Source organism: Mesorhizobium sp. B283B1A (assembly GCF_020165735.1).
GTDB lineage: Bacteria > Pseudomonadota > Alphaproteobacteria > Rhizobiales > Rhizobiaceae > Mesorhizobium > Mesorhizobium opportunistum.
Map to the genome: position 1 here is coordinate 1 of NZ_JAIUIQ010000046.1, position 23,753 is coordinate 23,753.

A 23,753-nucleotide genomic window follows, 5' to 3' on the forward strand; every position below is an offset into this window, starting at 1 on the left:
GGCCGGACCCTCCCCTCGAGGGGGAGGGGGACGATGCCGCGTGTGGGCTCGTAGTAGCCGACTTTTGGAACTTCGACCGGCTCGGCAATTTCCGCATCCTGCCCAGCCAGCCCCGCCAGCCTCCGCATCAGCGCACTCATATTGGCCGGGCCGCCCTCGCGGAAATAGCCGAGCAGGCTATCCAACTCCTCGCGCGGCAGCGTCGAGGCTTCGATGAGGCGGAGATCCTCGTCGTGGCTCTCACCCGGCAGCAGCGCCAGTTTAATGCCGTGCGCGCGGGCGGTCGCGGCAAGCTGGTCGCAGCCGTAGCGCCACCAGTCGTGGCCGCCGAGGATGCGCACGAGGATGATCTTGGCATGGCGGGCGACGCTGTCGACCCAGAGGTCGACGGACATGGGATGACGCAGGTCGCGCAGTGCGGCGAGCCGCATCGAGGGCAGGCGGCCGGCGTCGGCCTTCCACGCCGCCGCCAGTCCGGCCAGATCGCTGTCGGTGAAGGACAGCGCCACGATATCCGCCGGCGTCTGCCGCAGGTCGACCGGCTCGGCGAGATCGTCGAGCGAGGCGGAAGTCGTGGTGAGGATGTGCATCGCGGCCTGTCCGAGATCAGCCGGCGAGTATTCGTTCGATCGCCGGGCGGTTCAGCCCCTTGAGGCCGATGACGACGAGGCGCGAACGGCGATCGTCCTCAGCGGTCCAGGCGCGGTCATAGTAATGATTGACGCGCGGGCCGACGGCCTGCAGCAAGAGCCGCATCGGCTTGCCGCCGACCTCGACGAAGCCTTTGACGCGCAGGACGTTTTCCTGTTCGGCGGCGTTGGCGACGCGCTTTGCCAGCTCGTCGGGATTGGCGATCGAGGGAATGTCGACGATGAAGGTGTCGAAGTCGTCATGCTCGTGGTCGAATGCGCCGTCATGATGGGACTTGCGGTTCTCGATGTCGTCCTCGACGGCGAGGCCGAGGCCGAGCAGCACGGAGGGATCGACCTTGCCATGCGAGGTCGGCACGATCTTCACGGCGCGGGCGGAGTGTTCGCTGATGATGGCGTTGGCGCGGGCTGAGCCTGCGGCGTCCATCAGGTCGCTCTTCGACAGGATGATCAGGTCGGCGCAGGCGATCTGGTCCTCGAACACTTCCTCAACCGGGTCGTCATGGTCGAGGCTCTCATCCTGAGCGCGCTGCGCCTGCAGCGCGTCCATGTCATTGGCGACGCGGCCTTCGGCCAGCGCGGGACCGTCGACCACGGCGATCACGCCGTCGACCGTGACGCGGCTTTTCACCGTCGGCCACTGGAAGGCCTGGACCAGCGGCTTGGGCAGAGCCAGGCCGGACGTCTCGATCAGGATGTGGTCGACCTTCGGCGTCAGCGCCAGGATCTGGTCGAGCGCCGGCACGAAATCGTCGGCCACGGTGCAGCAGATGCAGCCATTGGCCAGTTCGACGATGTTTTCCTCCGGGCAGGTGTCGATGCCGCAGCCCTTCAAAATCTCGCCGTCGATGCCGATGTCGCCGAACTCGTTGACGATGATGGCAATGCGTTTGCCGCCGGCGTTTTCCAGCAGATGGCGGACCAGCGTCGTCTTGCCCGCGCCGAGAAAGCCGGTGACGACGGTGCAGGGAACGCGAGAGAGGTTGGCGGACGAATCTGGAACAGTCATGGTCAGTCCTTCAGCATGTCGAGGGGAGGGATGCGGGCAACGAGGCCGCGCTTGAGGCTATCGGGCCGGCCACGCCATGGGATGAGGCCGTCGGTCGAGGTGGCGAAGAGCTTTGCGCCGGCGACAAGGTCGGCGCCGCAGGCCGTGGTCAGGTCGCCGAAGACATAGCTCCAGCAGCCGTCGCGCAGGATGGCGGCGCTCAGCCGGCGCTTGCAATTGCCGAGGCATTCGACAGTACGGACGCGGATATCTTCGCCCGAGGCGGCGTTGCGCGTATCCTCAGCCAGCAGTTCGCCGGCGCGGGGATGGGCGTCGGAGCCGGTTTCGTCACGGCACGAGGCGCAGATGATCACGGTGACGCCGGACAAGGCATCGCTGTCGGCGGACGAATTGTCCGCTGTGCCAGCCGAAAAACTGCTGTTCTGGTCCAAAAACCGGGCTCCTTGCCCGGAAACCCGCCGGGCGATCGGATTAGTTGTCGCAGACGGCAGGTCTCCTGGCTCGCGGGTCATCGCCTTGGTTAGCCGCCTTCCCGGGAATTCCCAGTGGCTTTCGGCCTTGGCTCGTCGCTTACAGTTGCGGGGACAGCCGCGGATTTGAGATTTTTCATCCCGCACCGCATTCCCTCTTAGCCCCTCTCATTGAAGAGAAGAGACCGTCTGGAGCGGATTTAGGCTGTTGCAGGCAGGACTGTCAACGCGGGCCTACGACATGGCGATGTCGGCAAGTGACTGTCCGAGGTCGCCGGCGGGCGTCACTTCCATGCGCTCAAGCCCGAGCCAGCCCTGCATTTGCTTCAATTCCTCGAAAAGCTGGGCGGCGGTTTCAGGCGGTGCGCCAGCTTCGGCATAGGCTGCGTGGACGCGTAGCACACTCGCCGGCCGATCGGCCTTGAGATCGACGCGCGCTACAATCCTGTCGCCGAGCAGGAACGGCAGGACGTAATAGCCGTATTGGCGCTTTTCGGCCGGCGTGTAGATCTCGATACGGTAGTGGAAATCGAACAGCCGCTCCGAGCGCGAGCGTTCGAAGACCACGGGATCGAACGGGGCCAGTAAGGCACGGGCGTCGATTTTCCTGGGCAGACGCGCATCCTTGTGCAGGTAAGCGGGCTTATCCCAGCCTTCGACGCGCACCGGCAGCAGCTCACCGAGTTCGACCAATTCCTCCAGGCGGCCCTTCATGTCGGCGGGGGAAAGGCGGAAATAGTCGCGCAAATCGCCTGATGTCGCCACGCCATGGGCGCGGGCGGAGATGCGCAGCAATTCGCGGTGCGCGTCCTCGGCGGCCGGTACGGGCAGGTCGAGAACCGCCGGCGGCAGCACGCGCTCGGGCAGGTCATAGAAGCGCTCGAACCCGCGGCGGTGCGCCGTCGTGATGCGCCCGGCCCAGAACAGCCATTCGAAGGCATGCTTGGCGTGGCTCCAGCCCCACCAGCCGCCCGAGCCTTTCTGGCCTTCGAGCGCGGAAGCAGCGATCGGGCCGCGCGCGACGACCTCGCGGTAGATCTCTTCTCTATAGGCGGCGTGCTCGCGGCCCCATTTGGCCAGCCCCAGATACATCTCTTTGCCTTGCTCGGCGCGCTGCATGCGCCAGCGCATCAGCGGCCAGGTCTCCACCGGCAGGAAGGAGGCCTCGTGCGCCCAGTATTCGAACACCGTGCGCTTGCGGGTGACGGCGGCGTTGTCGAGCAGAGCGAGCGGGTAGGGGCCAAGGCGCGAATAGAGCGGCATATAATGCGCGCGCACCACCGCGCTGACGGAATCGATCTGCAGCAGGCCGGTGCGGGACAGAACGCGGGCGAAATGACGGCGGTCGGGCGTGCCATTAGGGCGGGAGTCGAGAAAACCCTGAGCGGCGAGCGCGACGCGCCGGGCGGTGGCAAGCGGGATCTTTTCCTTCATTCGGATGCGACTCTTGTAACTCGTTGACCGTCGTTTGATGGGTGATTCCTGTCCATGCTAGCAGGGTTTTGGCGGCATCCATGTCAGGAGAGAAAAGTGGAGTAAAAAGCGAAGGAAATCAAACAGGAGCGTATCGGACCAGTTTCTCCGTATATGCCGTCCAGCACCGCCTTTTGAACAAGGTTTGACTTGCTTCGCTGGAAGTGCTGCGCTAACCCTCGCCGCGTTGCAGCATAGGCCCCTTAAAACGGTTCAGCGGTTAAACTGTCACGCTTCCGCATTAAGGTCCGGTGCTGTAATCAAAATGGATTGGCGCCAACGGAAAGCCGCTGCATGAACGCACTTCTCAGTTCGTACCTGCCCATCGTCCTGTTCATCGGCGTGGCGCTGGTCGTCGGTCTGGCGCTGCTGGCCGCACCGTTCCTGGTGGCGTACCGCAACCCCGATCCCGAAAAGCTTTCCGCCTACGAGTGCGGTTTCAACTCGTTCGACGATGCCCGCATGAAATTCGACATCCGCTTCTACCTGGTGTCGATCTTGTTCATCATCTTCGATCTGGAAGTGGCCTTCCTGTTTCCCTGGGCGGTGTCCTTCTCGAAGATCGGCATGCTCGGTTTCTGGTCGATGATGGTGTTTTTGGCAGTGCTGACCATCGGCTTTGCCTATGAATGGAAAAAAGGAGCGCTGGAATGGGATTGAACGACAGTTCAGGCACCCTCGTCGCGCCGAAGCCCAAGGGTATCATCGATCCCAACACCGGCAAGCCGGTGGGACAGGACGATCCCTTCTTCCTCGAAATCAACAACGAGCTTGCCGACAAGGGTTTCCTGGTCACCTCGACCGAGGCGCTGATCACCTGGGCGCGCAGCGGCTCGCTGATGTTCATGACCTTCGGTCTGGCGTGCTGCGCGGTCGAGATGATCCATACCTCGATGCCGCGTTATGACTCGGAGCGGTTCGGCGTCGCGCCGCGCGCGTCTCCGCGCCAGTCCGACATCATGATCGTCGCCGGCACGCTGACCAACAAGATGGCGCCGGCGCTGCGCAAGGTCTACGACCAGATGCCGGAGCCACGCTACGTCATATCGATGGGCTCGTGCGCCAATGGCGGCGGCTACTACCACTATTCCTATTCGGTGGTGCGCGGCTGCGACCGTGTCGTGCCGGTGGACATCTATGTGCCCGGCTGCCCGCCGAGCGCCGAAGCCCTGCTCTACGGCATTCTTCTGCTGCAGAAGAAGATCCGCCGCACCGGCACGATCGAACGGTAAATCCATGGCCGCATCCCTTAGCGAACTGTCGACCTATCTCGGCGAGAAGCTGCCTGGCCGCTTCAGTGACGCGGTGCTCGCCTATGGCGAACTCACCGTCCATGTCGAGCCGCAAAACCTGGTCGAGGTGGTGACCTTCCTGCGCGACGACCCGCGCTGCCAGTTCATCTCGATCATCGATGTCTGCGGCGCCGATTATCCGTCGCGGGCCAAGCGCTTCGACGTCGTCTATCACCTGTTGTCGCCGAGGCAGAATGTCCGCATCCGCGTCAAGGTGCAGGCCGACGAGGAAACGATGGTGCCGTCGATCACCGGCGTCTTTCCGGGTGCCGACTGGTTCGAGCGCGAGACTTACGATCTCTATGGCGTGCTGTTCTCGGGCCATCCCGATCTGCGCCGCCTGTTGACCGACTACGGCTTCGAAGGCCATCCGCTGCGCAAGGATTTCCCGCTGACCGGTTTTGTCGAAGTGCGCTACGACGACGAAGCCAAGCGCGTCATCTACGAGCCGGTCGAGCTCAAGCAGGAATTCCGCAATTTCGATTTTTTGTCCCCGTGGGAAGGTACGGACTACGTGCTGCCGGGTGACGAGAAGGCAAAGCAGTAAATGGCTGAAACCTCCGTCCGCAATTTCAACATCAATTTTGGTCCGCAACACCCTGCAGCGCATGGTGTTTTGAGGTTGGTTCTCGAACTGGACGGCGAAGTCGTCGACCGCGTGGATCCGCATATCGGGCTCTTGCATCGCGGCACGGAAAAGCTGATCGAGGCCAAGACCTATCTGCAGGCGGTGCCTTATCTCGACCGGCTCGATTATTGCGCGCCGATGAACCAGGAGCATGCCTTTGCGCTGGCCGCCGAGCGTCTGCTCGGCATCGAGGTGCCAAGGCGCGGCCAGTTGATCCGCGTGCTCTACTGCGAAATCGGCCGCATCATGTCGCATATCCTCAATGTGACGACGCAGGCCATGGACGTCGGCGCGCTGACGCCGCCGCTGTGGGGCTTCGTCGAGCGCGAAAAGCTGATGGTGTTCTATGAGCGCGCCTCCGGCTCGCGCATGCATGCCGCCTATTTCCGCCCCGGCGGCGTCCACCAGGACCTGCCGCGCCAGCTGGTCGAGGATATCGGCAAGTGGATCGACCCGTTCCTGAAGTCGCTCGACGATCTCGACAAGCTGCTGACCGGCAACCGCATCTTCAAGCAGCGCAATGTCGATATCGGCATTGTTTCGCTGGCCGATGCCTGGGCCTGGGGCTTTTCGGGCGTCATGGTGCGCGGCTCGGGCTCGCCCTGGGACCTGCGCAAGTCGCAACCTTATGAATGCTACTCGGAAATGGATTTCGATATTCCGATCGGCAAGAACGGCGACTGCTTCGACCGTTACCTGGTGCGCATGGAAGAGATGCGGCAGTCCGCGAAGATCATGCGCCAGTGCGTGGATCTCTTGCTCGGCAAGGAAAGCACCGGACCGGTTTCGAACCTCGACGGCAAGGTGGTGCCGCCGAAGCGCCAGGCGATGAAGCGCTCGATGGAAGCGCTCATCCACCACTTCAAGCTCTACACCGAGGGCTATCGCGTGCCGGCCGGCGAAGTCTATGCAGCCGTCGAGGCGCCGAAGGGCGAGTTTGGCGTCTACCTGGTCTCCGACGGCACCAACAAGCCCTACCGCTGCAAGCTGCGCGCGCCCGGCTTCGCGCATCTGCAGGCCATGGATTTCCTGTGCCGCGGCCACATGCTGGCCGACGTCACCGCCGTTCTTGGCTCCCTCGACATCGTGTTTGGTGAGGTCGATCGCTAAATGTCAGTCCGCCGTCTCGCAGAAGCAAGCGTCCAGCCAGCCTCCTTCGCCTTCAACCGGGCAAACGCGGCCGCGGCGAAGCAATGGATCAAGAAATACCCCAAGGGCCGGGAGCAGTCGGCGATCATCCCCTTGCTGATGATAGCGCAGGAGCAGGAAGGCTGGGTCACCAAGGCGGCGATCGAGACGATTTCGGACATGCTCGGCATGCCACGGATCCGCGGGCTCGAGGTCGCGACCTTCTACACGCAATACCAGCTCAATCCCGTCGGCACGCGCGCGCACATCCAGGTCTGCGGCACCACGCCCTGCATGCTGCGCGGCTCGGAAGCGCTGATGGATGTCTGCCGCTCGAAAATCCATCACGACCAGTTCCACACCAACGACAAGGGCACCTTGTCGTGGGAGGAGGTCGAGTGCCTCGGCGCCTGCGTCAACGCGCCGATGGTCATGGTCTTCAAGGATACGTTCGAGGACCTGACACCCGAGAGGCTGGCCGAAATCATCGATCTCTATGACGCAGGCAAGGGCGCCTCGGTGGCGCCGGGACCGCAGAACGGCCGCACCGGCTCGGAGCCGGCCTCTGGCCTCACCACGCTGAAGAGCGAAAAGGCGATCCTCAAGTCGACCCGCGACCGGGAAGCCAGGGAAGCAGCCAAGGCCGCCAAGGCGGCGCCCGACGCGATCATCGCGGCGCCTGTTCCGGCACCCGCCACTGCCCCTGTCGCGCCGTCCAATGCCAGCAAGCCGAAGACCGATGCGGCCGAGACCAGCCCGGCATTGAAGACACCCTCGAAGACCAAGGTGGCGCCGGCGGCGGAGAAGGCGGCGAGCGTTTCGGCGCCGCGGCATTCGGCCGTCAATGCCAACAAGGCGGCCCCCGAGGTCGAGAAGGTTTCCAAGCAGCGCAGCGGTCCGATCGCCAAGGCCGCGCCGGCCACCGCGTTCAAGGCGCCGGAGGCCAAGGTGCCCGTGGCAAAGCCGGCCAAACCCTCGCTTGAGGACAAGAACCGCCCGGCCGGCATCGACAGGCCGGCCGCTGTCGACGACCTCAAGCTGATCTCCGGCGTCGGTCCGAAGATCGAGGGCATCCTGCATACGCTGGGCATCTTCACCTTCGCGCAGGTCGCGTCGTGGAAGAAGGCCGAGCGCGAGTGGGTCGACGGCTATCTTTCCTTCCAAGGCCGCATCGACCGCGATGACTGGGTCAAGCAGGCCAAGGCGCTCGCCAAGGGCGGTGTCGCCGAATACATCCGCGTTTTCGGCAAGAAGCCGGTCTGAGGGACGAAAAATGCTTCAGGACAAAGACCGCATCTTCAATAACATCTACGGCCTGTTCGACAAGTCGCTGGCCGGCGCGATGGCGCGCGGCGCCTGGGACAACACGCCCGGCATCATCGCCAAGGGGCGCGAGTGGATCGTCAACGAGATGAAGGCGTCGGGCCTGCGCGGCCGTGGCGGCGCCGGCTTCCCGACCGGCTTGAAATGGTCGTTCATGCCCAAGCAGAGCGACGGCCGGCCGAGCTACCTCGTCGTCAATGCCGACGAATCCGAGCCCGGCACCTGCAAGGACCGAGACATCCTGCGCAACGATCCGCACACGCTGGTCGAGGGCTCCTTCATCGCCGGCTTCGCCATGGGGGCGGTCGCCGCCTACATCTATGTGCGCGGCGAGTTCATCCGCGAGCGCGAGGCGCTGCAGCGCGCTATCGACGAGGCCTATGAGGCCAAGCTGATCGGCAAGAACAACACGTCGGGCTACGATTTCGACATCTACATGCACCACGGCGCCGGCGCCTATATATGCGGCGAGGAGACAGCACTTCTCGAAAGCCTCGAAGGCAAGAAGGGCCAGCCCAGGCTGAAGCCGCCGTTCCCGGCCAATGTCGGACTTTATGGTTGTCCGACGACCGTCAACAATGTCGAGTCGATCGCGGTGGCGCCGACCATCCTGCGCCGCGGCGCGGCCTGGTTCTCGTCCTTCGGCCGGCCCAACAATGTCGGCACCAAGCTGTTCTGCATCTCCGGCCACGTCAACAATCCGTGCACCGTCGAAGAGGCGATGTCGATCCCGTTCCGCGAGTTGATCGAGACGCATTGCGGCGGTATTCGCGGCGGCTGGGACAATCTCTTGGCGGTCATTCCTGGTGGCGCCTCTGTGCCGCTGGTGCCGGCCGAGCAGATCATCGACACGCCGATGGATTTCGACGCGCTGCGCGACCTGAAGTCCGGTCTCGGCACGGCGGCCGTCATCGTCATGGACAAGTCGACCGATGTCGTGAAGGCGATCGCGCGGTTGTCCTATTTCTACAAGCATGAGAGCTGCGGCCAGTGCACGCCGTGCCGCGAAGGCACCGGCTGGATGTGGCGGGTGATGGAGCGGCTTGTGCGCGGCGAGGCGCAGAAGCGCGAGATCGACATGCTGCTCGACGTCACCAAGCAGGTCGAGGGCCACACGATCTGCGCGCTGGGCGACGCGGCGGCATGGCCGATCCAGGGCCTGATGCGGCATTTCCGCGGCGAGGTGGAGCGCCGCATCGACGAGTTTTCGCGCAATGCGCACCGGGCCGAACCGGTGATGGTGGCGGCGGAATAGAATTTGTGATTTCGGGCGAAAGCCCGGGACGAGACGAACGGGGCGGGGCGAACGAAGAAACGACCAGGAGAACTTTCTATGGCGCCGTATTCGTACTCATTGATGCCCAATTTGGACCAGATCGAGAAGATGAACCAGGACCTGACCAGGATGATGCCGAAGGAGATGGCCAGTGCCGTCAACCTTTTCGCGCACCCTGTCGCGGGTGCCGCTGCAATGTCGGCCTTGAGCCTCGGGCTCGCCAACCACGCGTTCGGCGTCTGGCTGGGCGCGCTTTCGGGAGCCGCCGAGGCATCCCAACGCCTGATGCAGCCGCTGATCGAGGATTTCGAGGCGCGCGTAGAGCAATTCGAGGACGCGAATTCTTCGTCCACCAAGGCGCGGGCGACGGCGAAGACCATGATTGCCGAGGCGCAGTCCTTCGCGCAGGAAGTCACCGACATTGCCGCCAAGGAAGCCGCCACCACAGCGCCGGTGGCCAGTGCCGGCCCGGCAACGGGCGACGTCCCCGACGCATTGTTGCCCGAGGATTTCCGCCAGCCCAAGGCCATGGACAAGCCGGCGAAGCCGTCGGATTTGAAAGCGATATCGGGCATCGGCCCGAAGCTCGAGAAAGTTCTGAACGGGCTCGGCATCTGGACGTATGCCCAGATCGCGGCCTGGTCGCGGCAGGAGATCGCCTGGGTCGACGACTATCTGTCGTTCAACGGCCGCATCGGCCGCGACGATTGGACTGCCCAGGCAACTGCGCTGTCCGCGAAGAAGTGAATGAAATGTCGGGCGCTGCGTCTGTCGCGCCCGGGAAATTGGATTGCGGGAAATCCGCAGGGGTTTGAGGCGAATGGCAAAGCTCAAGGTCGACGGGAAAGAGATCACTGTACCCGACCACTATACGCTGCTGCAGGCGGCGGAAGACGCAGGCGCGGAAGTGCCGCGCTTCTGCTTCCACGAGCGGCTGTCGATCGCCGGCAACTGCCGTATGTGCCTGATCGAGGTCAAGGGCGGGCCGCCCAAGCCGCAGGCCTCCTGCGCCATGGGCGTGCGCGACCTGCGCCCGGGCCCCAATGGCGAGCCGCCGGAGATCTTCACCAACACGCCGATGGTCAAGAAGGCCCGGGAAGGCGTGATGGAGTTCCTGCTGATCAACCATCCGCTCGACTGCCCGATCTGCGACCAGGGCGGCGAATGCGACCTGCAGGACCAGGCGATGGCCTTCGGCGTCGATTCCTCGCGCTATCACGAGAACAAACGCGCGGTCGAAGACAAGTATATCGGCCCGCTGGTCAAGACGGTGATGAACCGCTGCATCCACTGCACGCGCTGCGTCCGCTTCACCACCGAAGTCGCCGGCATTTCCGAACTCGGCCTGATCGGCCGTGGCGAGGATGCCGAGATCACCACCTATCTCGAAAGCGCGATGACCTCGGAGCTGCAGGGCAATGTCATCGATCTCTGCCCGGTCGGCGCGCTGACTTCCAAGCCGTTCGCCTTCCAGGCGCGGCCGTGGGAGCTGACCAAGACTGAATCCATCGACGTCATGGATGCCGTCGGCTCGGCGATCCGCGTCGATAGCCGTGGCCGCGAGGTGATGCGCATCCTGCCGCGCGTCAACGAGCAGGTGAACGAGGAGTGGATCTCCGACAAGACCCGCTTCATCTGGGACGGCCTGCGCACGCAGCGTCTCGACCGGCCCTATATCCGAAAAGACGGAAAGCTGGTTCCGGCAAGCTGGGCCGACGCGTTCGCCGCTATCAAGGACGCTGTGTCGAAGACGACGCCCGAGAAGATCGGCGCTATTGCCGGCGATCTGGCCGCGGTCGAGGAAATCTACGCGCTGAAGCTGCTGATGGCTTCGCTCGGCTCCAGGAACACCGATTGCCGCCAGGATGGCGCCGCGCTCGACCCGGCGCTCGGCCGTGCCAGCTACATCTTCAACCCGACCATCGAAGGCATCGAGCAGGCCGACGCGGTGCTGATCATCGGCGCCAATCCGCGCTTCGAGGCCTCGGTGCTCAACACCCGCATCCGCAAGCGCTGGCGGGTCGGCAATCTGCCGGTCGGCGTCATCGGCGATGTCGGCGACACCCGCTACGAGTATGAATTGTTGGGCGCCGGACCGGATTCGCTGAAGGATCTGGCTGACGGCAATGGCAAGTTTTTCCAGACGCTGAAGAAGGCGACGCACCCGCTGATCATCGTCGGCCAAGGCGCATTGGCACGCGCGGACGGCGCTGCGGTGCTCGGCCAGGCGGCCAAGCTCGCCGCCGCGGTGAACGCCGCACGGGCCGACTGGAACGGCTTTGCCGTGCTGCACAACGCGGCGGCGCGCGTTGGCGGCCTGGATCTCGGCTTCGTGCCGGGCGAGGGCGGCAAGAACGTCGCCGGCATGCTCGGCGAAACGGACGTGCTGTTCCTGCTCGGCGCCGACGAGATCGACATGGGCAAGACCGGCGGCGCCTTCGTCGTCTATATCGGCACCCATGGCGACGCCGGCGCGCACCGCGCCAATGTCATCCTACCTGCGGCCGCCTACACCGAAAAGTCGGGCACCTATGTCAACACGGAAGGGCGCGTGCAGCAGACCAACCGCGCCGGCTTCGCACCGGGCGATGCGCGCGAGGACTGGGCGATCCTGCGGGCGCTGTCGGACGTGCTGGGCAAGAAGCTGCCGTTCGATTCGCTGCCGCAACTGCGCGCCAAGCTTTATGGCGAATACCCGCATCTTGCCCGCATCGACCAGGTCGCGGCCGGCAATGCCGAGGATATCGCCGGGGTGGCGAAGCTCGGCGGGCGGCTGAACAAGGGCACCTTCACCTCGCCGGTCAAGGATTTCTACCTGACCAACCCGATCGCGAGGGCGTCCGCCGTGATGGCGGAATGCTCGGCACTGGCCAAGAGCGGCTTCAAGCAGGCGGCGGAATAAGCATGGACACCTTCTTCTCCTTCTACGTGCTGCCGGCGCTGCTGATCCTCTTGAAATCAGTGGTGCTGATCGTCGTGCTGCTGATCTTCGTCGCCTACATCCTCTACGCCGACCGCAAGATCTGGGCGGCGGTGCAGTTGCGCCGTGGCCCGAACGTCGTCGGCCCCTGGGGCACGCTGCAGGCCTTCGCCGACCTGTTGAAGTTCGTCTTCAAGGAACCGGTCATCCCATCAGGCGCCAACAAGGGCGTGTTCCTTTTGGCGCCGCTGGTGTCGGCGGTGCTGGCGATCTCGGCCTGGGCGGTCATCCCGGTCAGCCAGGGCTGGGCGATCGCCAACGTCAATGTCGGCATCCTCTATGTCTTCGCTATCTCCTCGCTCGAGGTCTATGGCGTGATCATGGGCGGCTGGGCGTCCAACTCGAAATATCCGTTCCTCGGCGCGCTGCGCTCCGCGGCCCAGATGGTGTCCTACGAGGTCTCGATCGGCTTCGTCATCGTCACCGTGCTGCTCACCGCCGGATCGCTCAACCTCAGCGATATCGTGCTGTCGCAGCAAGGCGGGCTTGGCACGCGGCTTGGCCTGCCCAACACCTTCCTCGACTGGAACTGGCTGGCCCTGTTCCCGATGTTCATCATCTTCTTCATCTCGGCGCTGGCCGAGACGAACCGGCCGCCCTTCGACCTGGTCGAAGCCGAATCGGAGCTGGTCGCCGGCCACATGGTCGAATATTCCTCGACGCCGTTCCTGCTGTTCTTCCTGGGCGAATATGTCGCCATCGTTCTGATGTGCGCGCTGGCCACCATCCTGTTCCTCGGCGGCTGGCTGCCGCCCTTCGACTTCGCGCCCTTCACCTGGGTGCCCGGCGTCATCTGGTTCGTGCTGAAAGTCTGTTTCGTGTTCTTCGGCATTTCCATGGTCAAGGCCTTCGTGCCGCGTTACCGCTACGACCAGCTGATGCGGCTGGGCTGGAAAGTGTTCCTGCCGATTTCGCTGTTCATGGTGGTCGCCACCGCCGCCTTCCTCAAGATCACGGGGTTTGCGTGATGTCCGCTTTGTCCCAAGCCGCAAAATCGCTGCTGCTGCAGGATTTCGTCAGCGCCTTCTTCCTGTCGATGCGCCAGTTCTTCGCGCCGAAGGAGACGATCAATTATCCGCACGAGAAGGGGCCGGTGAGCCCGCGCTTCCGTGGCGAGCATGCCTTGCGCCGCTATCCCAATGGCGAGGAACGCTGCATCGCCTGCAAATTGTGCGAGGCGATCTGCCCGGCGCAGGCCATCACCATCGAGGCCGGCCCGCGCCGCAATGACGGCACGCGCCGCACGGTGCGCTACGACATCGACATGGTGAAGTGCATCTATTGCGGCTTTTGCCAGGAAGCCTGCCCGGTCGACGCCATCGTCGAGGGGCCGAATTTCGAATTCGCGACGGAGACGCGCGAGGAACTCTACTACGATAAGGACAGGCTGCTGGCGAATGGCGACCGGTGGGAGCGCGAACTGGCGCGCAACATCTCGCTGGACTCGCCCTACCGCTGATATCGACGCATGGACGGGGCGAGGGGCCTCGTCCAGAGGACGATCCCGAAAAGTTTCGGACTTTTCGAACGAGATCATCCTCCAGAATAGAAGAGTGTCGCATGTTTCTGTCGATCGGGCCTTTCAACCCGATCGGAACATGCGATAGGAACACGCAACTTGCGGCCGGAGGCGGCGGCAAAAATCGAACAGGACGGTTGTCCTGTTTCGGATAGGAACCCGGGGGATCCCCAATGCTGAGTGGACTAGAGGCGGCCTTTTTCTACCTCTTCGCCTTTGTCGCGGTGGCATCGGCGTTCATGGTCATTTCGTCGCGCAACCCCGTGCATTCGGTGCTGTTCCTGATCCTGACCTTCTTCAATGCCGCCGGCCTCTTCATGCTGACCGGCGCCGAGTTCCTGGCGATGATCCTGCTCGTCGTCTATGTCGGCGCGGTGATGGTGCTGTTCCTGTTCGTCGTCATGATGCTCGACGTCGACTTCGCCGAGATGAAGGAAGGCGCCTTGCAATACGCGCCGATCGGCGCGCTTGTCGGGCTGATCCTGGCGGCCGAGCTGATCGTGGTGCTCGGCGGCTACACCTTCGCGCCGCAGCTCGCCTCGACGGTCGCCAAGCCGATTCCCGATCTCGCCGCGCGTTCGAACACGGCCGCGCTCGGCGACATCCTCTACACCGACTACCTCTACTACTTCCAGATTTCGGGCCTCATCCTGCTGGTTGCCATGATCGGCGCCATCGTGCTGACGCTGCGCCACAAGGAAGGGGTCAAGCGGCAGTCGATCGCAGCCCAGGTCGGCCGCACGCCGGCGACCGGCATGGAAATCCGCAAGGTCAAGTCGGGCGAAGGAGTCTGAGATGGTCGTCGGCATCGCACATTATCTGACCGTATCGGCGATCCTGTTCACGCTCGGTGTGTTCGGCATCTTCCTGAACCGCCGCAACATCATCGTCATCCTGATGTCGGTCGAGCTGATCCTGCTTGCAGTCAACATCAACTTCGTCGCCTTTTCGGCGGCGCTCGGCGATCTGGTCGGCCAGGTGTTCGCGCTGTTCGTGCTGACGGTCGCAGCGGCGGAAGCCGCCATCGGACTTGCCATTCTCGTCGTCTTCTTCCGCAACCGCGGCTCGATCGCGGTCGAAGACGTGAACATGATGAAGGGTTGACGGAACCACCATGTATCAGGCCATCGTCTTCCTTCCACTGCTCGGCTTCCTGATCGTCGGCCTGTTCGGCACGTCGCTCGGCGCCAAGGCGTCCGAATACATCACCTCCGGCTTCCTGGTGATTTCGGCCGTCCTGTCGTGGGTCGCCTTCTTCAGCGTCGGCTTCGGCCATGGCGAGGTGTTCACCGTGCCGGTGCTGCACTGGATCCAGTCCGGAGGCCTCGACGTATCCTGGGCGCTGCGCATCGATACGCTGACGGTGGTGATGCTGGTGGTGGTCAACACCGTCTCGGCGCTGGTTCACATCTATTCGATCGGCTACATGCACCACGATCCGAACCGGCCGCGCTTCTTCGCCTACCTGTCGCTGTTCACCTTCGCCATGCTGATGCTGGTGACCGCCGACAATCTCGTGCAGATGTTCTTCGGCTGGGAAGGGGTGGGCCTGGCGTCCTACCTGCTGATCGGCTTCTGGTACAAGAAGCCGTCGGCCAATGCCGCCGCAATCAAGGCCTTCGTCGTCAACCGTGTCGGCGATTTCGGCTTCGCGCTCGGCATTTTCGGCGTGTTCGTGCTGTTCGGCTCGGTCAATCTCGGCACCATCTTCGCCAATGCGGCGACATTCGTCCCCGCTGAAGGCGCGCCGCAAGGAGCGGCCGTGCTTACCTTCCTCGGCCATGCACTGGACAAGCAGGCGGCGATGACCGTCGTCTGCCTGCTCCTGTTCATGGGCGCCATGGGCAAGTCGGCGCAAGTGCCGCTGCACACCTGGCTGCCGGACGCCATGGAAGGCCCGACACCGGTCTCGGCGCTGATCCATGCCGCCACCATGGTGACGGCCGGCGTGTTCATGCTGGCGCGGCTGTCGCCGCTGTTCGAGCTGTCGCATTCGGCGCTGACGGTGGTGACCTTCATCGGCGCCTTCACCGCCTTCTTCGCGGCGACCGTCGGTCTCGTCCAGAACGACATCAAGCGGGTCATTGCCTATTCGACCTGTTCGCAGCTCGGCTACATGTTCGTGGCGCTCGGCGTCGGCGCCTATGGCGCCGCGATCTTCCACCTGTTCACGCACGCCTTCTTCAAGGCCCTGCTGTTCCTCGGCTCGGGTTCGGTCATCCATGCCGTCTCCGACGAGCAGGACATGCGCAAGATGGGTGGCCTGAGAAAGCTGATCCCGGCCACCTACTGGATGATGGTGATCGGCACGCTGGCGCTGACCGGCGTCGGCATCCCGGTGACCGTCATCGGCACCGCCGGCTTCTTCTCCAAGGACGCCATCATCGAGACCGCCTTTGCCAGCCACAATTCGGTCGCCGGCCTAGCCTTCGTGCTGCTGGTCATCGCCGCCGGCTTCACCTCCTTCTACTCCTGGCGGCTGATCTTCATGACCTTCCACGGCAAGCCGCGGGCGAGCCACGAGGTGATGCACCATGTCCATGAATCGCCGCCGGTGATGCTGGTGCCGCTGTTCATCCTGGCCGCCGGCGCGCTGTTTGCCGGTATCATCTTCCACAATTCCTTTATCGGCGAAGGCTATGCCGAGTTCTGGAAGGCCTCGCTGTTCACGCTGCCGGACAACAACATCCTGCACGAGATCCATGAGCTACCGCTGTGGGTCGAGCTGTCGCCCTTCATCGCCATGCTGATCGGCCTGGCGCTGGCCTGGAAATTCTACATCCGCTCGCCGGAAATGCCCGTCAATCTGGCCGCCCAGCATCGCGGGCTCTACGCCTTCCTGCTCAACAAGTGGTACTTCGACGAGCTCTACGACTTCCTGTTCGTGCGGCCGGCCAAGCGTCTTGGCCATTTCCTGTGGAAGACCGGCGATGGCACCATCATCGACGGGCTTGGGCCGGATGGCATTTCGGCGCGCGTCGTCGACGTCACCAACCGCGTCGTCAAGCTGCAGACCGGCTACCTCTATCACTATGCCTTCGCCATGCTGATCGGCGTTGCCGCATTCGTCACCTGGATGATGCTCTGATGACCGCTTGGCCAATCCTCTCGCTGGTCACCTTCCTGCCGCTGGTTGGTGTGCTGCTTATCCTGTTCATCAACGATGACAGCGAAAACGCACGTCGCAACATCCGCGCCATCGCGCTGTTGACGGCAACGTTCACGTTCATCATTTCGCTGTTCATCTGGACCGGCTTCGACAATTCGCAGGCCGGCTTCCAGTTCGTCGAGAAGGTCGCCTGGCTCGACTCCGGCATCTCCTACCATATGGGTGTCGACGGCATTTCCATGCTGTTCGTCATCCTGACGACGTTCCTGATGCCGCTGTGCATCCTGGCGTCCTGGGAATCGATCGAGAAGCGCGTCAAGGCCTACATGATCGCCTTCCTGCTGCTCGAGACGCTGATGATCGGCGTGTTCTGCGCGCTCGACATCGTGCTGTTCTACGTCTTCTTCGAAGCCGGCCTGATCCCGATGTTCATCATCATCGGCGTCTGGGGCGGCAAGCGGCGCGTCTATGCCTCGTTCAAGTTCTTCCTCTACACGCTGGCCGGCTCGGTGCTGATGCTGCTCGCCATCATGGCGATGTTCTATCAGTCCGGCACGACCGACATTCCGACCCTTCTGACCCACAGCTTCCCGGCCAACATGCAGACATGGCTATGGCTCGCCTTCTTCGCCTCCTTCGCGGTGAAGATGCCGATGTGGCCGGTGCACACCTGGCTGCCGGACGCGCACGTCGAGGCGCCGACGGCCGGCTCGGTCATCCTGGCCGCCATCCTCCTGAAGATGGGCGGGTACGGTTTCCTGCGCTTCTCCTTGCCGATGTTCCCGCTGGCGTCCGAGATGTTCGCGCCGCTGGTGTTCACGCTCTCCGTCGTCGCCATCATCTACACCTCGCTGGTGGCGCTGATGCAGGAGGACATGAAGAAGCTGATCGCCTATTCGTCGGTCGCCCATATGGGCTTCGTCACGATGGGCATCTTCGCCATGAACCAGGAAGGCGTGCAGGGCGCGATCTTCCAGATGCTCAGCCACGGCCTCGTTTCGGGCGCGCTGTTCCTGTGCGTCGGCGTGATCTACGACCGCATGCACACGCGTGAGATCGCCGCCTATGGCGGCCTCGTCAACAACATGCCGAAATATGCCACCGTGTTCATGGTCTTCACCATGGCCAATGTCGGCCTGCCCGGCACGTCAGGCTTCGTCGGCGAGTTCCTGACCATGCTCGGCGTGTTCCGGGTCAACACCTGGGTCGCGTTCTTCGCCGCCACCGGCGTCATCCTGTCGGCCGCCTACGCGCTCTGGCTCTACCGCCGGGTGATCTTCGGCGCGCTGACCAAGGACAGCCTGAAGGGGCTGCTCGACCTGTCGCCACGCGAGAAGGTCATCATCTACCCGTTGGTGGTGCTGGTCATCTTCTTCGGCGTCTATCCCGCTCCCGTCTTCGACGCGACGGCCCAGTCGGTCAAGTCGCTCGTCACCAATGTCACCGCATCCATCGGCGCCGCGCAGACCGCGGCGGCGAACTGACCAGAGGTTTTGCGAACCATGACGCCGGACCTTCTCTCCAGCCTGTCGCTCTCGACGCCCGAGCTGATCCTTGCCATCGGAGCGCTCGCGCTGCTGATGGTCGGGGCCTATTCGCGCGCCAACACCGCCAACACGGTGACCGGCCTTGCCGTCGCCGTGCTGGTGATATCCGGCGCCTGGCTGATCTTTTCCACGGGGCAGGGCAGCGCCTACGGCAACGCCTTCGTCCAGGATTCCTTCGCCCGCTTCATGAAGGTGCTGGCGCTGGTCGGCTCGGCGGTGACGCTGGTGATGTCGATGCGCTTTGCCAAGGCGGAGCGTTTCGACAAGTTCGAATATCCGGTGCTGATCCTGCTTTGCACGCTGGGCATGATGCTGATGATCTCGGCCAACGGCATGATCGGGCTCTATCTCGGCCTCGAACTGCAGTCGCTGGCGATCTACGTGCTGGCGGCGATCAATCGCGACAATCTGCGTTCGACCGAGGCCGGCCTGAAGTACTTCGTGCTCGGCGCGCTGTCGTCGGGCATGCTGCTCTATGGCATCTCGCTGGTCTACGGCTACACCGGCAACACCGGCTTCCAGGAGATCGCGACCGCACTTGGCGGCGGCGAGCGTCAGCTTGGCCTGGTCGTCGGGCTCGTCTTCGTGCTGGCCGGCCTTGCCTTCAAGATCTCGGCGGTGCCGTTCCACATGTGGACGCCGGACGTCTATGAGGGCGCGCCGACGCCGGTGACGGCCTTCCTCGCGGCAGCGCCGAAAATGGCGGCGATGGCGCTGATCGTGCGCGTCACCATGGGCGCGTTCAAGCCGATCGCCGCCGACTGGCAGCAGATCATCGTCTTCATCTCGATCGCCTCCATGGCGCTCGGCGCCTTTGCCGCCATCGGCCAGACCAACATCAAGCGCCTGATGGCCTATTCCTCGATCGGCCATATGGGCTACGCGCTGGTCGGCCTTGCCGCCAACAGCCAGGCCGGCGTGCGCGGCGTCGCCATCTACATGCTGATCTACCTGGTGATGACGCTCGGCACCTTCGCCTTCATCCTCGCCATGCGGCGCAAGGAAGGCAATGTCGAGCAGATCAGCGACCTGGCCGGCCTGTCATCAACCAATCCGATCATGGCGACGATCCTGACCATCCTGATGTTCTCGCTGGCCGGTATTCCGCCGCTCGCCGGCTTCTGGGGGAAGTGGTACGTCTTCCTCGCCGCCATCAACGCCAATCTCTATGCGCTGGCGATCATCGGCGTGCTGGCCTCGGTGGTGGGCGCCTATTACTATCTGCGCATCATCAAGATCATGTGGTTTGACGAACCCGTCGGCGGTTTCGTGCCGATGGCCACGGAATTGCGCGTCGTGCTCGGCGTCTGTGGCGCCTTCGTGCTGTTCTATGTGCTGATCGGCGGGCCGATCGGCACCTATGCCGAAGCCGCCGCCAAGACGTTCTTCTAGACGGCATGGTATTTCGGCTGGCTCCAACCTCGGCGTCGGAAGGGTTCCGGCTCGAGGCGCATGACAGCGTCGGCTCCACCAATGCGCTGGCGCTTGATCATGCCCGGGCAGGCGATCCGGGCAGGCTGTGGGTCGTTTCCAAGAAGCAGGAAAGCGGGCGCGGGCGGCGTGGCCGCGTCTGGGCGACGCCGGAAGGCAATCTGGCGGCGACATTGCTCGTCCTCACCGGCGGCGAACTTCGCCTTGCCGCGACACTCGGCTTCGTCGCCGGCCTGGCGCTGGCCGATGCGCTCGACGCCGTGGTGCCGAAGGGCCGCATCGCCATCGGTCTCGACGGCGCCAGCCAGGGCCAAAACCGTTTCGAGCTTAAATGGCCGAACGATGTGCTGGCCTCCGGCGCCAAGCTGGCCGGCATCCTGCTGGAATCGGCCGTCCTGGACGGCGGGCGTTTCGCGGTCGCGGTCGGCATCGGCGTCAATGTTGTGGCGCACCCGCAGGATTTGCCGTATCCCGCGACATCGCTTCACGCATTGGGCGCTGCGTGCGATGCCGAAACGCTGTTCCTGGCGCTGTCGGATGCCTGGAGCGAGAATGCCCGGCTTTGGGATGAAGGGCGCGGCCTTGCCGCCATCCGGCGGCGCTGGCTGGCACGCGCGGCCGGCCTTGGCGGTGAGGTTGCTGTCAGAATTGACGGTAATGTGGTGCGTGGCGTGTTCGAGACCATTGACGAGGACTGCCGTTTCGTGATCCGCGACGATGACGGGTCTGTTTTGACGATCGCCGCCGGCGATGTGCATTTCGGCGCGGTCGCATCCGCGCGGGTATAGCTTTGTTTTTACGCAATTCCGGTAGGAAAGCCGTTACACACTTTTCCTGGAATTGCTTCAACGGCTTGGCCTGAGGGCCAGGAAGGGAAAAATCATGGCGAAAGCGGAAAACGCCGAACTCGTCTTCGTGCCCCTCGGCGGCGTCGGCGAGATCGGCATGAACTTCGCCCTCTACGGCTACGGCCCGCCGAGCGCGCGCGAATGGATCGTCATCGATGTCGGCGTCACCTTTCCCGATGCGGCGCATCCGGGCGTCGACCTGATCCTGCCGGACACGCGATTCATCGAGGAGAACCTCGCCAACCTGCGCGGCATCATCATCACCCATGCGCATGAGGACCACTATGGCGCGCTGCTCGACACCTGGCCGAAGCTGAAGGTGCCGGTGTGGATGACGCCGTTCAGTGCCGGGCTGCTGGAAGCCAAGCGGCAGGGCGAACAGGGTGCGCCGAAGATCCCGTTGACGATCTACCGGGCGGGCGAGAAATTCACCGTCGGCCCGTTCGAGATCGAGGCCATTCCCGTAGCGCATTCGATTCCCGAGCCGATGTCGCTGGCGATCACCTCGCCGGCCGGCACCGTCATCCACACCGGCGACTGGAAGATCGACCCGGAACCGACGATCGGGCCGAAGACCGACGAAGCGCGCTTCCGTGCCTATGGCGACAAGGGCGTGCTGGCGCTGATCTGCGATTCGACCAATGCGCTGCGTGAAGGCGAGTCGCCTTCGGAAGTCGCGGTGGGCGAGGGCCTCAAGGGCGTCATCCAGGCCGCCAAGGGCCGCGTCGCCGTCACCACGTTCTCCTCCAATGTCGGGCGCATCGTCTCCATTGCCAGGGCCGCACGCGACGCCGGGCGCCAGTGCCTGGTGCTTGGCCGCTCGCTGAAGCGCGTCATCGATGTGGCCGATGAGCTCGGTTACATGGACGGCCTGCCGGAGTTCATCGCCGAGGAGGATTTCGGCTTCATCCCGCGCGAAAACCTGGTCATCATCTGCACCGGCAGCCAGGGCGAGCCGCTGGCAGCCCTTGCCAAGCTGTCACGCGACGAGATGAAATCGGTATCGCTGACGGCGGGCGACACGGTGGTGTTTTCCTCGCGTACCATTCCCGGCAACGAAAAGGCGATCCTCGAGATCAAGAACCGCCTCATCGATCTCGGCATCAAGATCATCGAGGACGGCGACGCGCTGGTGCATGTCTCGGGCCATCCCCGCCGCAGCGAACTGCGCAAGATGTACGAATGGGTGCGCCCGCAGATCGGCGTTCCCGTGCATGGCGAGGCCGCGCATCTGGTGGCGCAGGGATCGCTGATGTCGACCTCCGGCATCGGCCAGGTGGCGCAGGTGCGCGACGGCGACATGCTGCGGCTCGCTCCCGGCCCCGCCACGATCATCGACCAGGTGCCGTTCGGCCGCATCTACAAGGACGGCAATTTGATCGGCACCGACCAGGCAATGGGCATTCGCGACCGGCGCAAATTGTCCTTTGCCGGCCATGTCGCGGTCAACGTCGTGCTCGACGACAAATATGAACTGGCCGGCGATCCCGACCTGGTCGCCATCGGCGTCGCCGAGGCCGATGCCCGTGGCGACACGCTGGAAGACCTGATGATCGATGCGGCCGTCGGCGCGGTGGATTCGATCCCCCGCCAGCGCCGAAAAGACCTCGACCTGGTGCAGGAGGCGGTGCGGCGCGCGGTGCGCGGCGCCGCCAACGAAGCCTGGGGCAAGAAGCCGCTGGTGACGGTGTTCGTCACAAGGTGACGAACAGGGGAATAAGGGAGTAGGGCAGTACGGCAATAGGGAAGGCAAGTTGCGTTGTGCTCGTCCCTCGGTCCGTTTGCGTTACTGCCTGAGGAAAACCAATGCTTGAACGGCTGAACCATGTCGCGCTTGCGGTGCCGGATCTGGCGGCGGCAATTGCTGCTTACCGCAATACGCTTGGCGCCGAAGTGACGGAACCGCAGGCTTTGCCGGAGCATGGCGTCACGGTGGTGTTCGTCGATGTGGGCAACACCAAGATCGAATTGCTGGAGCCGCTTGGCGAGGGCTCGCCGATCGCCGCGTTCCTGGCGAAGAACCCATCCGGCGGCATGCACCATCTCTGCTACGAGGTCGACGATATCGTGGCCGCGCGTGACCAGCTCAAGGCCGCCGGCGCCCGCGTGCTCGGCGATGGCAACCCGAAACTGGGTGCGCATGGCAAGCCGGTGCTGTTCCTGCACCCGAAGGATTTCTTCGGCACGCTGATCGAACTGGAGCAATCATGAGCTGGGTTTCGTTCACCGCGCTGTTTTTCGCGACCTGGTGGGTGGTGCTGTTCGCCGTACTGCCGTTCAGCGTGAGGACGCAGGACGACGATAAGGACGTTACGCTGGGCACGGTGCCGAGCGCGCCGCGCGGGCCGCATATGCTGCGCGCCGTGATCCGCACGACCATCGCCACGGCGGTCCTGATGGGCATTTTTTATGGCCTGACGCACGGGCTGGGATACAGCCTCAACGACATCCCGCACATCGTGCCGGATTTCGGCCAGACACCGGCGAAATAGAGCGCCCGGCAAGGCTGCTTGGAAGAGATCGGAGCGGTGCGGATGGGCTTGAAATGCCGCCACGCGCCGCCACCCTGCGCAAGCTGACGCTGGGTCATGTAAGCTGGCAACTCGCCGCGCTAACCAGATGATTGCACAAAAAAAATGCAAGGCACGAGGCCTTGCAATTAAACGCGTCCGATCTGTTTCCGGTTTCCGGCGGCAGCGAGTAACCGCGCCTAGATCGCATCCTCCCAAGACTTTGACCGCGTAGGAGAGCAGATTTGTCTCCGCCCTCTCGGTTATCGCGGGACATTAGCCTAAGCCGAATGAAAATGTCACGAAGAATTTTGCCTCGAAACAGGCATTCTCGTGCTGCACTGCACAATAGTATGGCATGCTTTGCTTTCGAAACGACCAGCAGGGTGCAAGGGAGCCTTTACGGCATGTTCTGCATTGACGCGCGCAAAGAATTGGAGGCCAAATCCGAAGTGGTTCGGCACGCTCGATTGCCAGCGCGGCCTGACCCGCGAACCAAGGAATTCCGGGCCGGAAGGCATTGATGTGCGGCTATGGCCGGGTTTCCATTCCGCCATGAA

General features: G+C 63.6%; 22 protein-coding genes, 1 pseudogene and 1 riboswitch. Of the genes and pseudogenes, 19 read left to right on the forward strand and 4 right to left on the reverse strand.

Features of this window, described 5'->3' with window-relative positions; all coding sequences use genetic code 11:
• From LB577_RS27945 to LB577_RS27960, 4 genes and pseudogenes are all read right to left on the reverse strand, one after another.
• Positions 1-590 (reverse strand): annotated as a pseudogene (locus LB577_RS27945) (cobaltochelatase subunit CobN); the annotation flags it as partial.
• Positions 591-606: 16 nt separating this feature from the next.
• Entirely contained in the window at positions 607-1,659 is a 1,053-nt protein-coding gene (gene cobW / locus LB577_RS27950) for a cobalamin biosynthesis protein CobW (protein WP_224689778.1), read from the reverse strand.
• Between the two features lie 2 nt (positions 1,660-1,661).
• Positions 1,662-2,090, reverse strand: coding sequence for a DUF1636 family protein (locus tag LB577_RS27955; protein ID WP_224689779.1), 429 nt, complete (start codon positions 2,088-2,090; stop codon positions 1,662-1,664).
• 37 nt (positions 2,091-2,127) lie between these two features.
• Positions 2,128-2,334, reverse strand: a riboswitch (cobalamin riboswitch).
• A 29-nt stretch (positions 2,335-2,363) separates the two neighbouring features.
• Entirely contained in the window at positions 2,364-3,563 is a 1,200-nt protein-coding gene (locus tag LB577_RS27960) for a winged helix-turn-helix domain-containing protein (RefSeq protein ID WP_224689780.1), read from the reverse strand.
• 333 nt (positions 3,564-3,896) lie between these two features.
• Here LB577_RS27960 and LB577_RS27965 point away from each other — a divergent pair, with 333 nt between their 5' ends.
• The 19 genes from LB577_RS27965 to LB577_RS28055 all read left to right on the forward strand — a co-directional run bounded on the left by LB577_RS27965 (position 3,897) and on the right by LB577_RS28055 (position 23,175).
• A complete protein-coding gene (locus LB577_RS27965) occupies positions 3,897-4,262 on the forward strand; it encodes an NADH-quinone oxidoreductase subunit A (RefSeq protein WP_010910112.1) in 366 nt (121 codons plus the stop codon).
• Positions 4,253-4,834, forward strand: coding sequence for a NuoB/complex I 20 kDa subunit family protein (locus tag LB577_RS27970; protein WP_013894808.1), 582 nt, complete (start codon positions 4,253-4,255; stop codon positions 4,832-4,834). The genes LB577_RS27965 and LB577_RS27970 overlap by 10 nt, the downstream gene beginning before the upstream one ends.
• Before the next feature lie 4 nt (positions 4,835-4,838).
• Positions 4,839-5,441, forward strand: a complete 603-nt coding sequence (locus LB577_RS27975; protein WP_023763311.1) for an NADH-quinone oxidoreductase subunit C — start codon at positions 4,839-4,841, stop codon at positions 5,439-5,441.
• Positions 5,442-6,632: an NADH-quinone oxidoreductase subunit D gene (locus LB577_RS27980; RefSeq protein WP_013894810.1), complete on the forward strand. Its 1,191-nt coding sequence runs from the start codon at positions 5,442-5,444 to the stop codon at positions 6,630-6,632.
• Positions 6,633-7,913, forward strand: a complete 1,281-nt coding sequence (locus tag LB577_RS27985) for an NADH-quinone oxidoreductase subunit E (protein ID WP_224689781.1) — start codon at positions 6,633-6,635, stop codon at positions 7,911-7,913.
• A gap of 10 nt (positions 7,914-7,923) precedes the next feature.
• On the forward strand, positions 7,924-9,228 hold the full coding sequence (gene nuoF / locus LB577_RS27990; RefSeq protein WP_013894812.1) for an NADH-quinone oxidoreductase subunit NuoF: 1,305 nt from the start codon (positions 7,924-7,926) through the stop codon (positions 9,226-9,228).
• 78 nt (positions 9,229-9,306) lie between these two features.
• A complete protein-coding gene (locus LB577_RS27995; protein WP_224689782.1) occupies positions 9,307-9,996 on the forward strand; it encodes an NADH-ubiquinone dehydrogenase in 690 nt (229 codons plus the stop codon).
• A 73-nt stretch (positions 9,997-10,069) separates the two neighbouring features.
• The gene (gene nuoG, locus LB577_RS28000) at positions 10,070-12,151 is read left to right on the forward strand and encodes an NADH-quinone oxidoreductase subunit NuoG (RefSeq protein ID WP_224689783.1); all 2,082 of its coding nucleotides are present in this window, start codon (positions 10,070-10,072) and stop codon (positions 12,149-12,151) included.
• Between the two features lie 2 nt (positions 12,152-12,153).
• Entirely contained in the window at positions 12,154-13,197 is a 1,044-nt protein-coding gene (nuoH, locus tag LB577_RS28005) for an NADH-quinone oxidoreductase subunit NuoH (protein ID WP_023763315.1), read from the forward strand.
• Positions 13,197-13,688, forward strand: a complete 492-nt coding sequence (nuoI, locus tag LB577_RS28010; RefSeq protein WP_023763316.1) for an NADH-quinone oxidoreductase subunit NuoI — start codon at positions 13,197-13,199, stop codon at positions 13,686-13,688. The genes nuoH and nuoI overlap by 1 nt, the downstream gene beginning before the upstream one ends.
• A gap of 233 nt (positions 13,689-13,921) precedes the next feature.
• Complete coding sequence (locus tag LB577_RS28015; RefSeq protein ID WP_013894818.1) at positions 13,922-14,542, forward strand: NADH-quinone oxidoreductase subunit J; 621 nt, start codon at positions 13,922-13,924, stop codon at positions 14,540-14,542.
• 1 nt (position 14,543) lies between these two features.
• A complete protein-coding gene (gene nuoK, locus LB577_RS28020) occupies positions 14,544-14,852 on the forward strand; it encodes an NADH-quinone oxidoreductase subunit NuoK (protein ID WP_013894819.1) in 309 nt (102 codons plus the stop codon).
• Positions 14,853-14,862: 10 nt separating this feature from the next.
• Complete coding sequence (nuoL, locus tag LB577_RS28025; protein ID WP_224689784.1) at positions 14,863-16,836, forward strand: NADH-quinone oxidoreductase subunit L; 1,974 nt, start codon at positions 14,863-14,865, stop codon at positions 16,834-16,836.
• The gene (locus tag LB577_RS28030; protein WP_224689785.1) at positions 16,836-18,341 is read left to right on the forward strand and encodes an NADH-quinone oxidoreductase subunit M; all 1,506 of its coding nucleotides are present in this window, start codon (positions 16,836-16,838) and stop codon (positions 18,339-18,341) included. The genes nuoL and LB577_RS28030 overlap by 1 nt, the downstream gene beginning before the upstream one ends.
• Before the next feature lie 18 nt (positions 18,342-18,359).
• Complete coding sequence (gene nuoN / locus LB577_RS28035; RefSeq protein WP_013894822.1) at positions 18,360-19,796, forward strand: NADH-quinone oxidoreductase subunit NuoN; 1,437 nt, start codon at positions 18,360-18,362, stop codon at positions 19,794-19,796.
• Positions 19,797-19,801: 5 nt separating this feature from the next.
• Positions 19,802-20,623, forward strand: a complete 822-nt coding sequence (locus LB577_RS28040; protein ID WP_023763321.1) for a biotin--[acetyl-CoA-carboxylase] ligase — start codon at positions 19,802-19,804, stop codon at positions 20,621-20,623.
• 94 nt (positions 20,624-20,717) lie between these two features.
• Positions 20,718-22,388 (forward strand): ribonuclease J, encoded by a 1,671-nt coding sequence (locus tag LB577_RS28045; RefSeq protein WP_023763322.1) that lies wholly within the window; start codon positions 20,718-20,720, stop codon positions 22,386-22,388.
• Positions 22,389-22,489: 101 nt separating this feature from the next.
• Complete coding sequence (gene mce / locus LB577_RS28050) at positions 22,490-22,894, forward strand: methylmalonyl-CoA epimerase (protein WP_023763323.1); 405 nt, start codon at positions 22,490-22,492, stop codon at positions 22,892-22,894.
• Positions 22,891-23,175 carry a DUF1467 family protein gene (locus LB577_RS28055; protein WP_023763324.1) on the forward strand — a complete coding sequence of 95 codons (285 nt, stop codon included), beginning with the start codon at positions 22,891-22,893 and terminating at the stop codon, positions 23,173-23,175. Before mce ends, LB577_RS28055 begins: the two co-directional genes overlap by 4 nt.
• The last annotated feature ends 578 nt before the right edge of the window (positions 23,176-23,753 follow it).

Bases quoted from the DNA above. Each gene is read 5' to 3' on its own strand.
- nuoL (WP_224689784.1), top strand. From the start codon at position 14,863: ATGTATCAGGCCATCGTCTTCCTTCCACTGCTCGGCTTCCTGATCGTC.
- LB577_RS27970 (WP_013894808.1), top strand. From the start codon at position 4,253: ATGGGATTGAACGACAGTTCAGGCACCCTCGTCGCGCCGAAGCCCAAG.
- nuoF (WP_013894812.1), top strand. From the start codon at position 7,924: ATGCTTCAGGACAAAGACCGCATCTTCAATAACATCTACGGCCTGTTC.
- LB577_RS27975 (WP_023763311.1), top strand. From the start codon at position 4,839: ATGGCCGCATCCCTTAGCGAACTGTCGACCTATCTCGGCGAGAAGCTG.
- LB577_RS27995 (WP_224689782.1), top strand. From the start codon at position 9,307: ATGGCGCCGTATTCGTACTCATTGATGCCCAATTTGGACCAGATCGAG.
- LB577_RS27980 (WP_013894810.1), top strand. From the start codon at position 5,442: ATGGCTGAAACCTCCGTCCGCAATTTCAACATCAATTTTGGTCCGCAA.
- LB577_RS27965 (WP_010910112.1), top strand. From the start codon at position 3,897: ATGAACGCACTTCTCAGTTCGTACCTGCCCATCGTCCTGTTCATCGGC.
- mce (WP_023763323.1), top strand. From the start codon at position 22,490: ATGCTTGAACGGCTGAACCATGTCGCGCTTGCGGTGCCGGATCTGGCG.
- LB577_RS28045 (WP_023763322.1), top strand. From the start codon at position 20,718: ATGGCGAAAGCGGAAAACGCCGAACTCGTCTTCGTGCCCCTCGGCGGC.
- LB577_RS28030 (WP_224689785.1), top strand. From the start codon at position 16,836: ATGACCGCTTGGCCAATCCTCTCGCTGGTCACCTTCCTGCCGCTGGTT.
- LB577_RS28015 (WP_013894818.1), top strand. From the start codon at position 13,922: ATGCTGAGTGGACTAGAGGCGGCCTTTTTCTACCTCTTCGCCTTTGTC.
- nuoN (WP_013894822.1), top strand. From the start codon at position 18,360: ATGACGCCGGACCTTCTCTCCAGCCTGTCGCTCTCGACGCCCGAGCTG.
- nuoH (WP_023763315.1), top strand. From the start codon at position 12,154: ATGGACACCTTCTTCTCCTTCTACGTGCTGCCGGCGCTGCTGATCCTC.
- nuoG (WP_224689783.1), top strand. From the start codon at position 10,070: ATGGCAAAGCTCAAGGTCGACGGGAAAGAGATCACTGTACCCGACCAC.
- nuoK (WP_013894819.1), top strand. From the start codon at position 14,544: ATGGTCGTCGGCATCGCACATTATCTGACCGTATCGGCGATCCTGTTC.
- nuoI (WP_023763316.1), top strand. From the start codon at position 13,197: ATGTCCGCTTTGTCCCAAGCCGCAAAATCGCTGCTGCTGCAGGATTTC.
- LB577_RS28040 (WP_023763321.1), top strand. From the start codon at position 19,802: ATGGTATTTCGGCTGGCTCCAACCTCGGCGTCGGAAGGGTTCCGGCTC.
- LB577_RS27985 (WP_224689781.1), top strand. From the start codon at position 6,633: ATGTCAGTCCGCCGTCTCGCAGAAGCAAGCGTCCAGCCAGCCTCCTTC.
- LB577_RS27960 (WP_224689780.1), bottom strand. From the start codon at position 3,563: ATGAAGGAAAAGATCCCGCTTGCCACCGCCCGGCGCGTCGCGCTCGCC.
- cobW (WP_224689778.1), bottom strand. From the start codon at position 1,659: ATGACTGTTCCAGATTCGTCCGCCAACCTCTCTCGCGTTCCCTGCACC.
- LB577_RS28055 (WP_023763324.1), top strand. From the start codon at position 22,891: ATGAGCTGGGTTTCGTTCACCGCGCTGTTTTTCGCGACCTGGTGGGTG.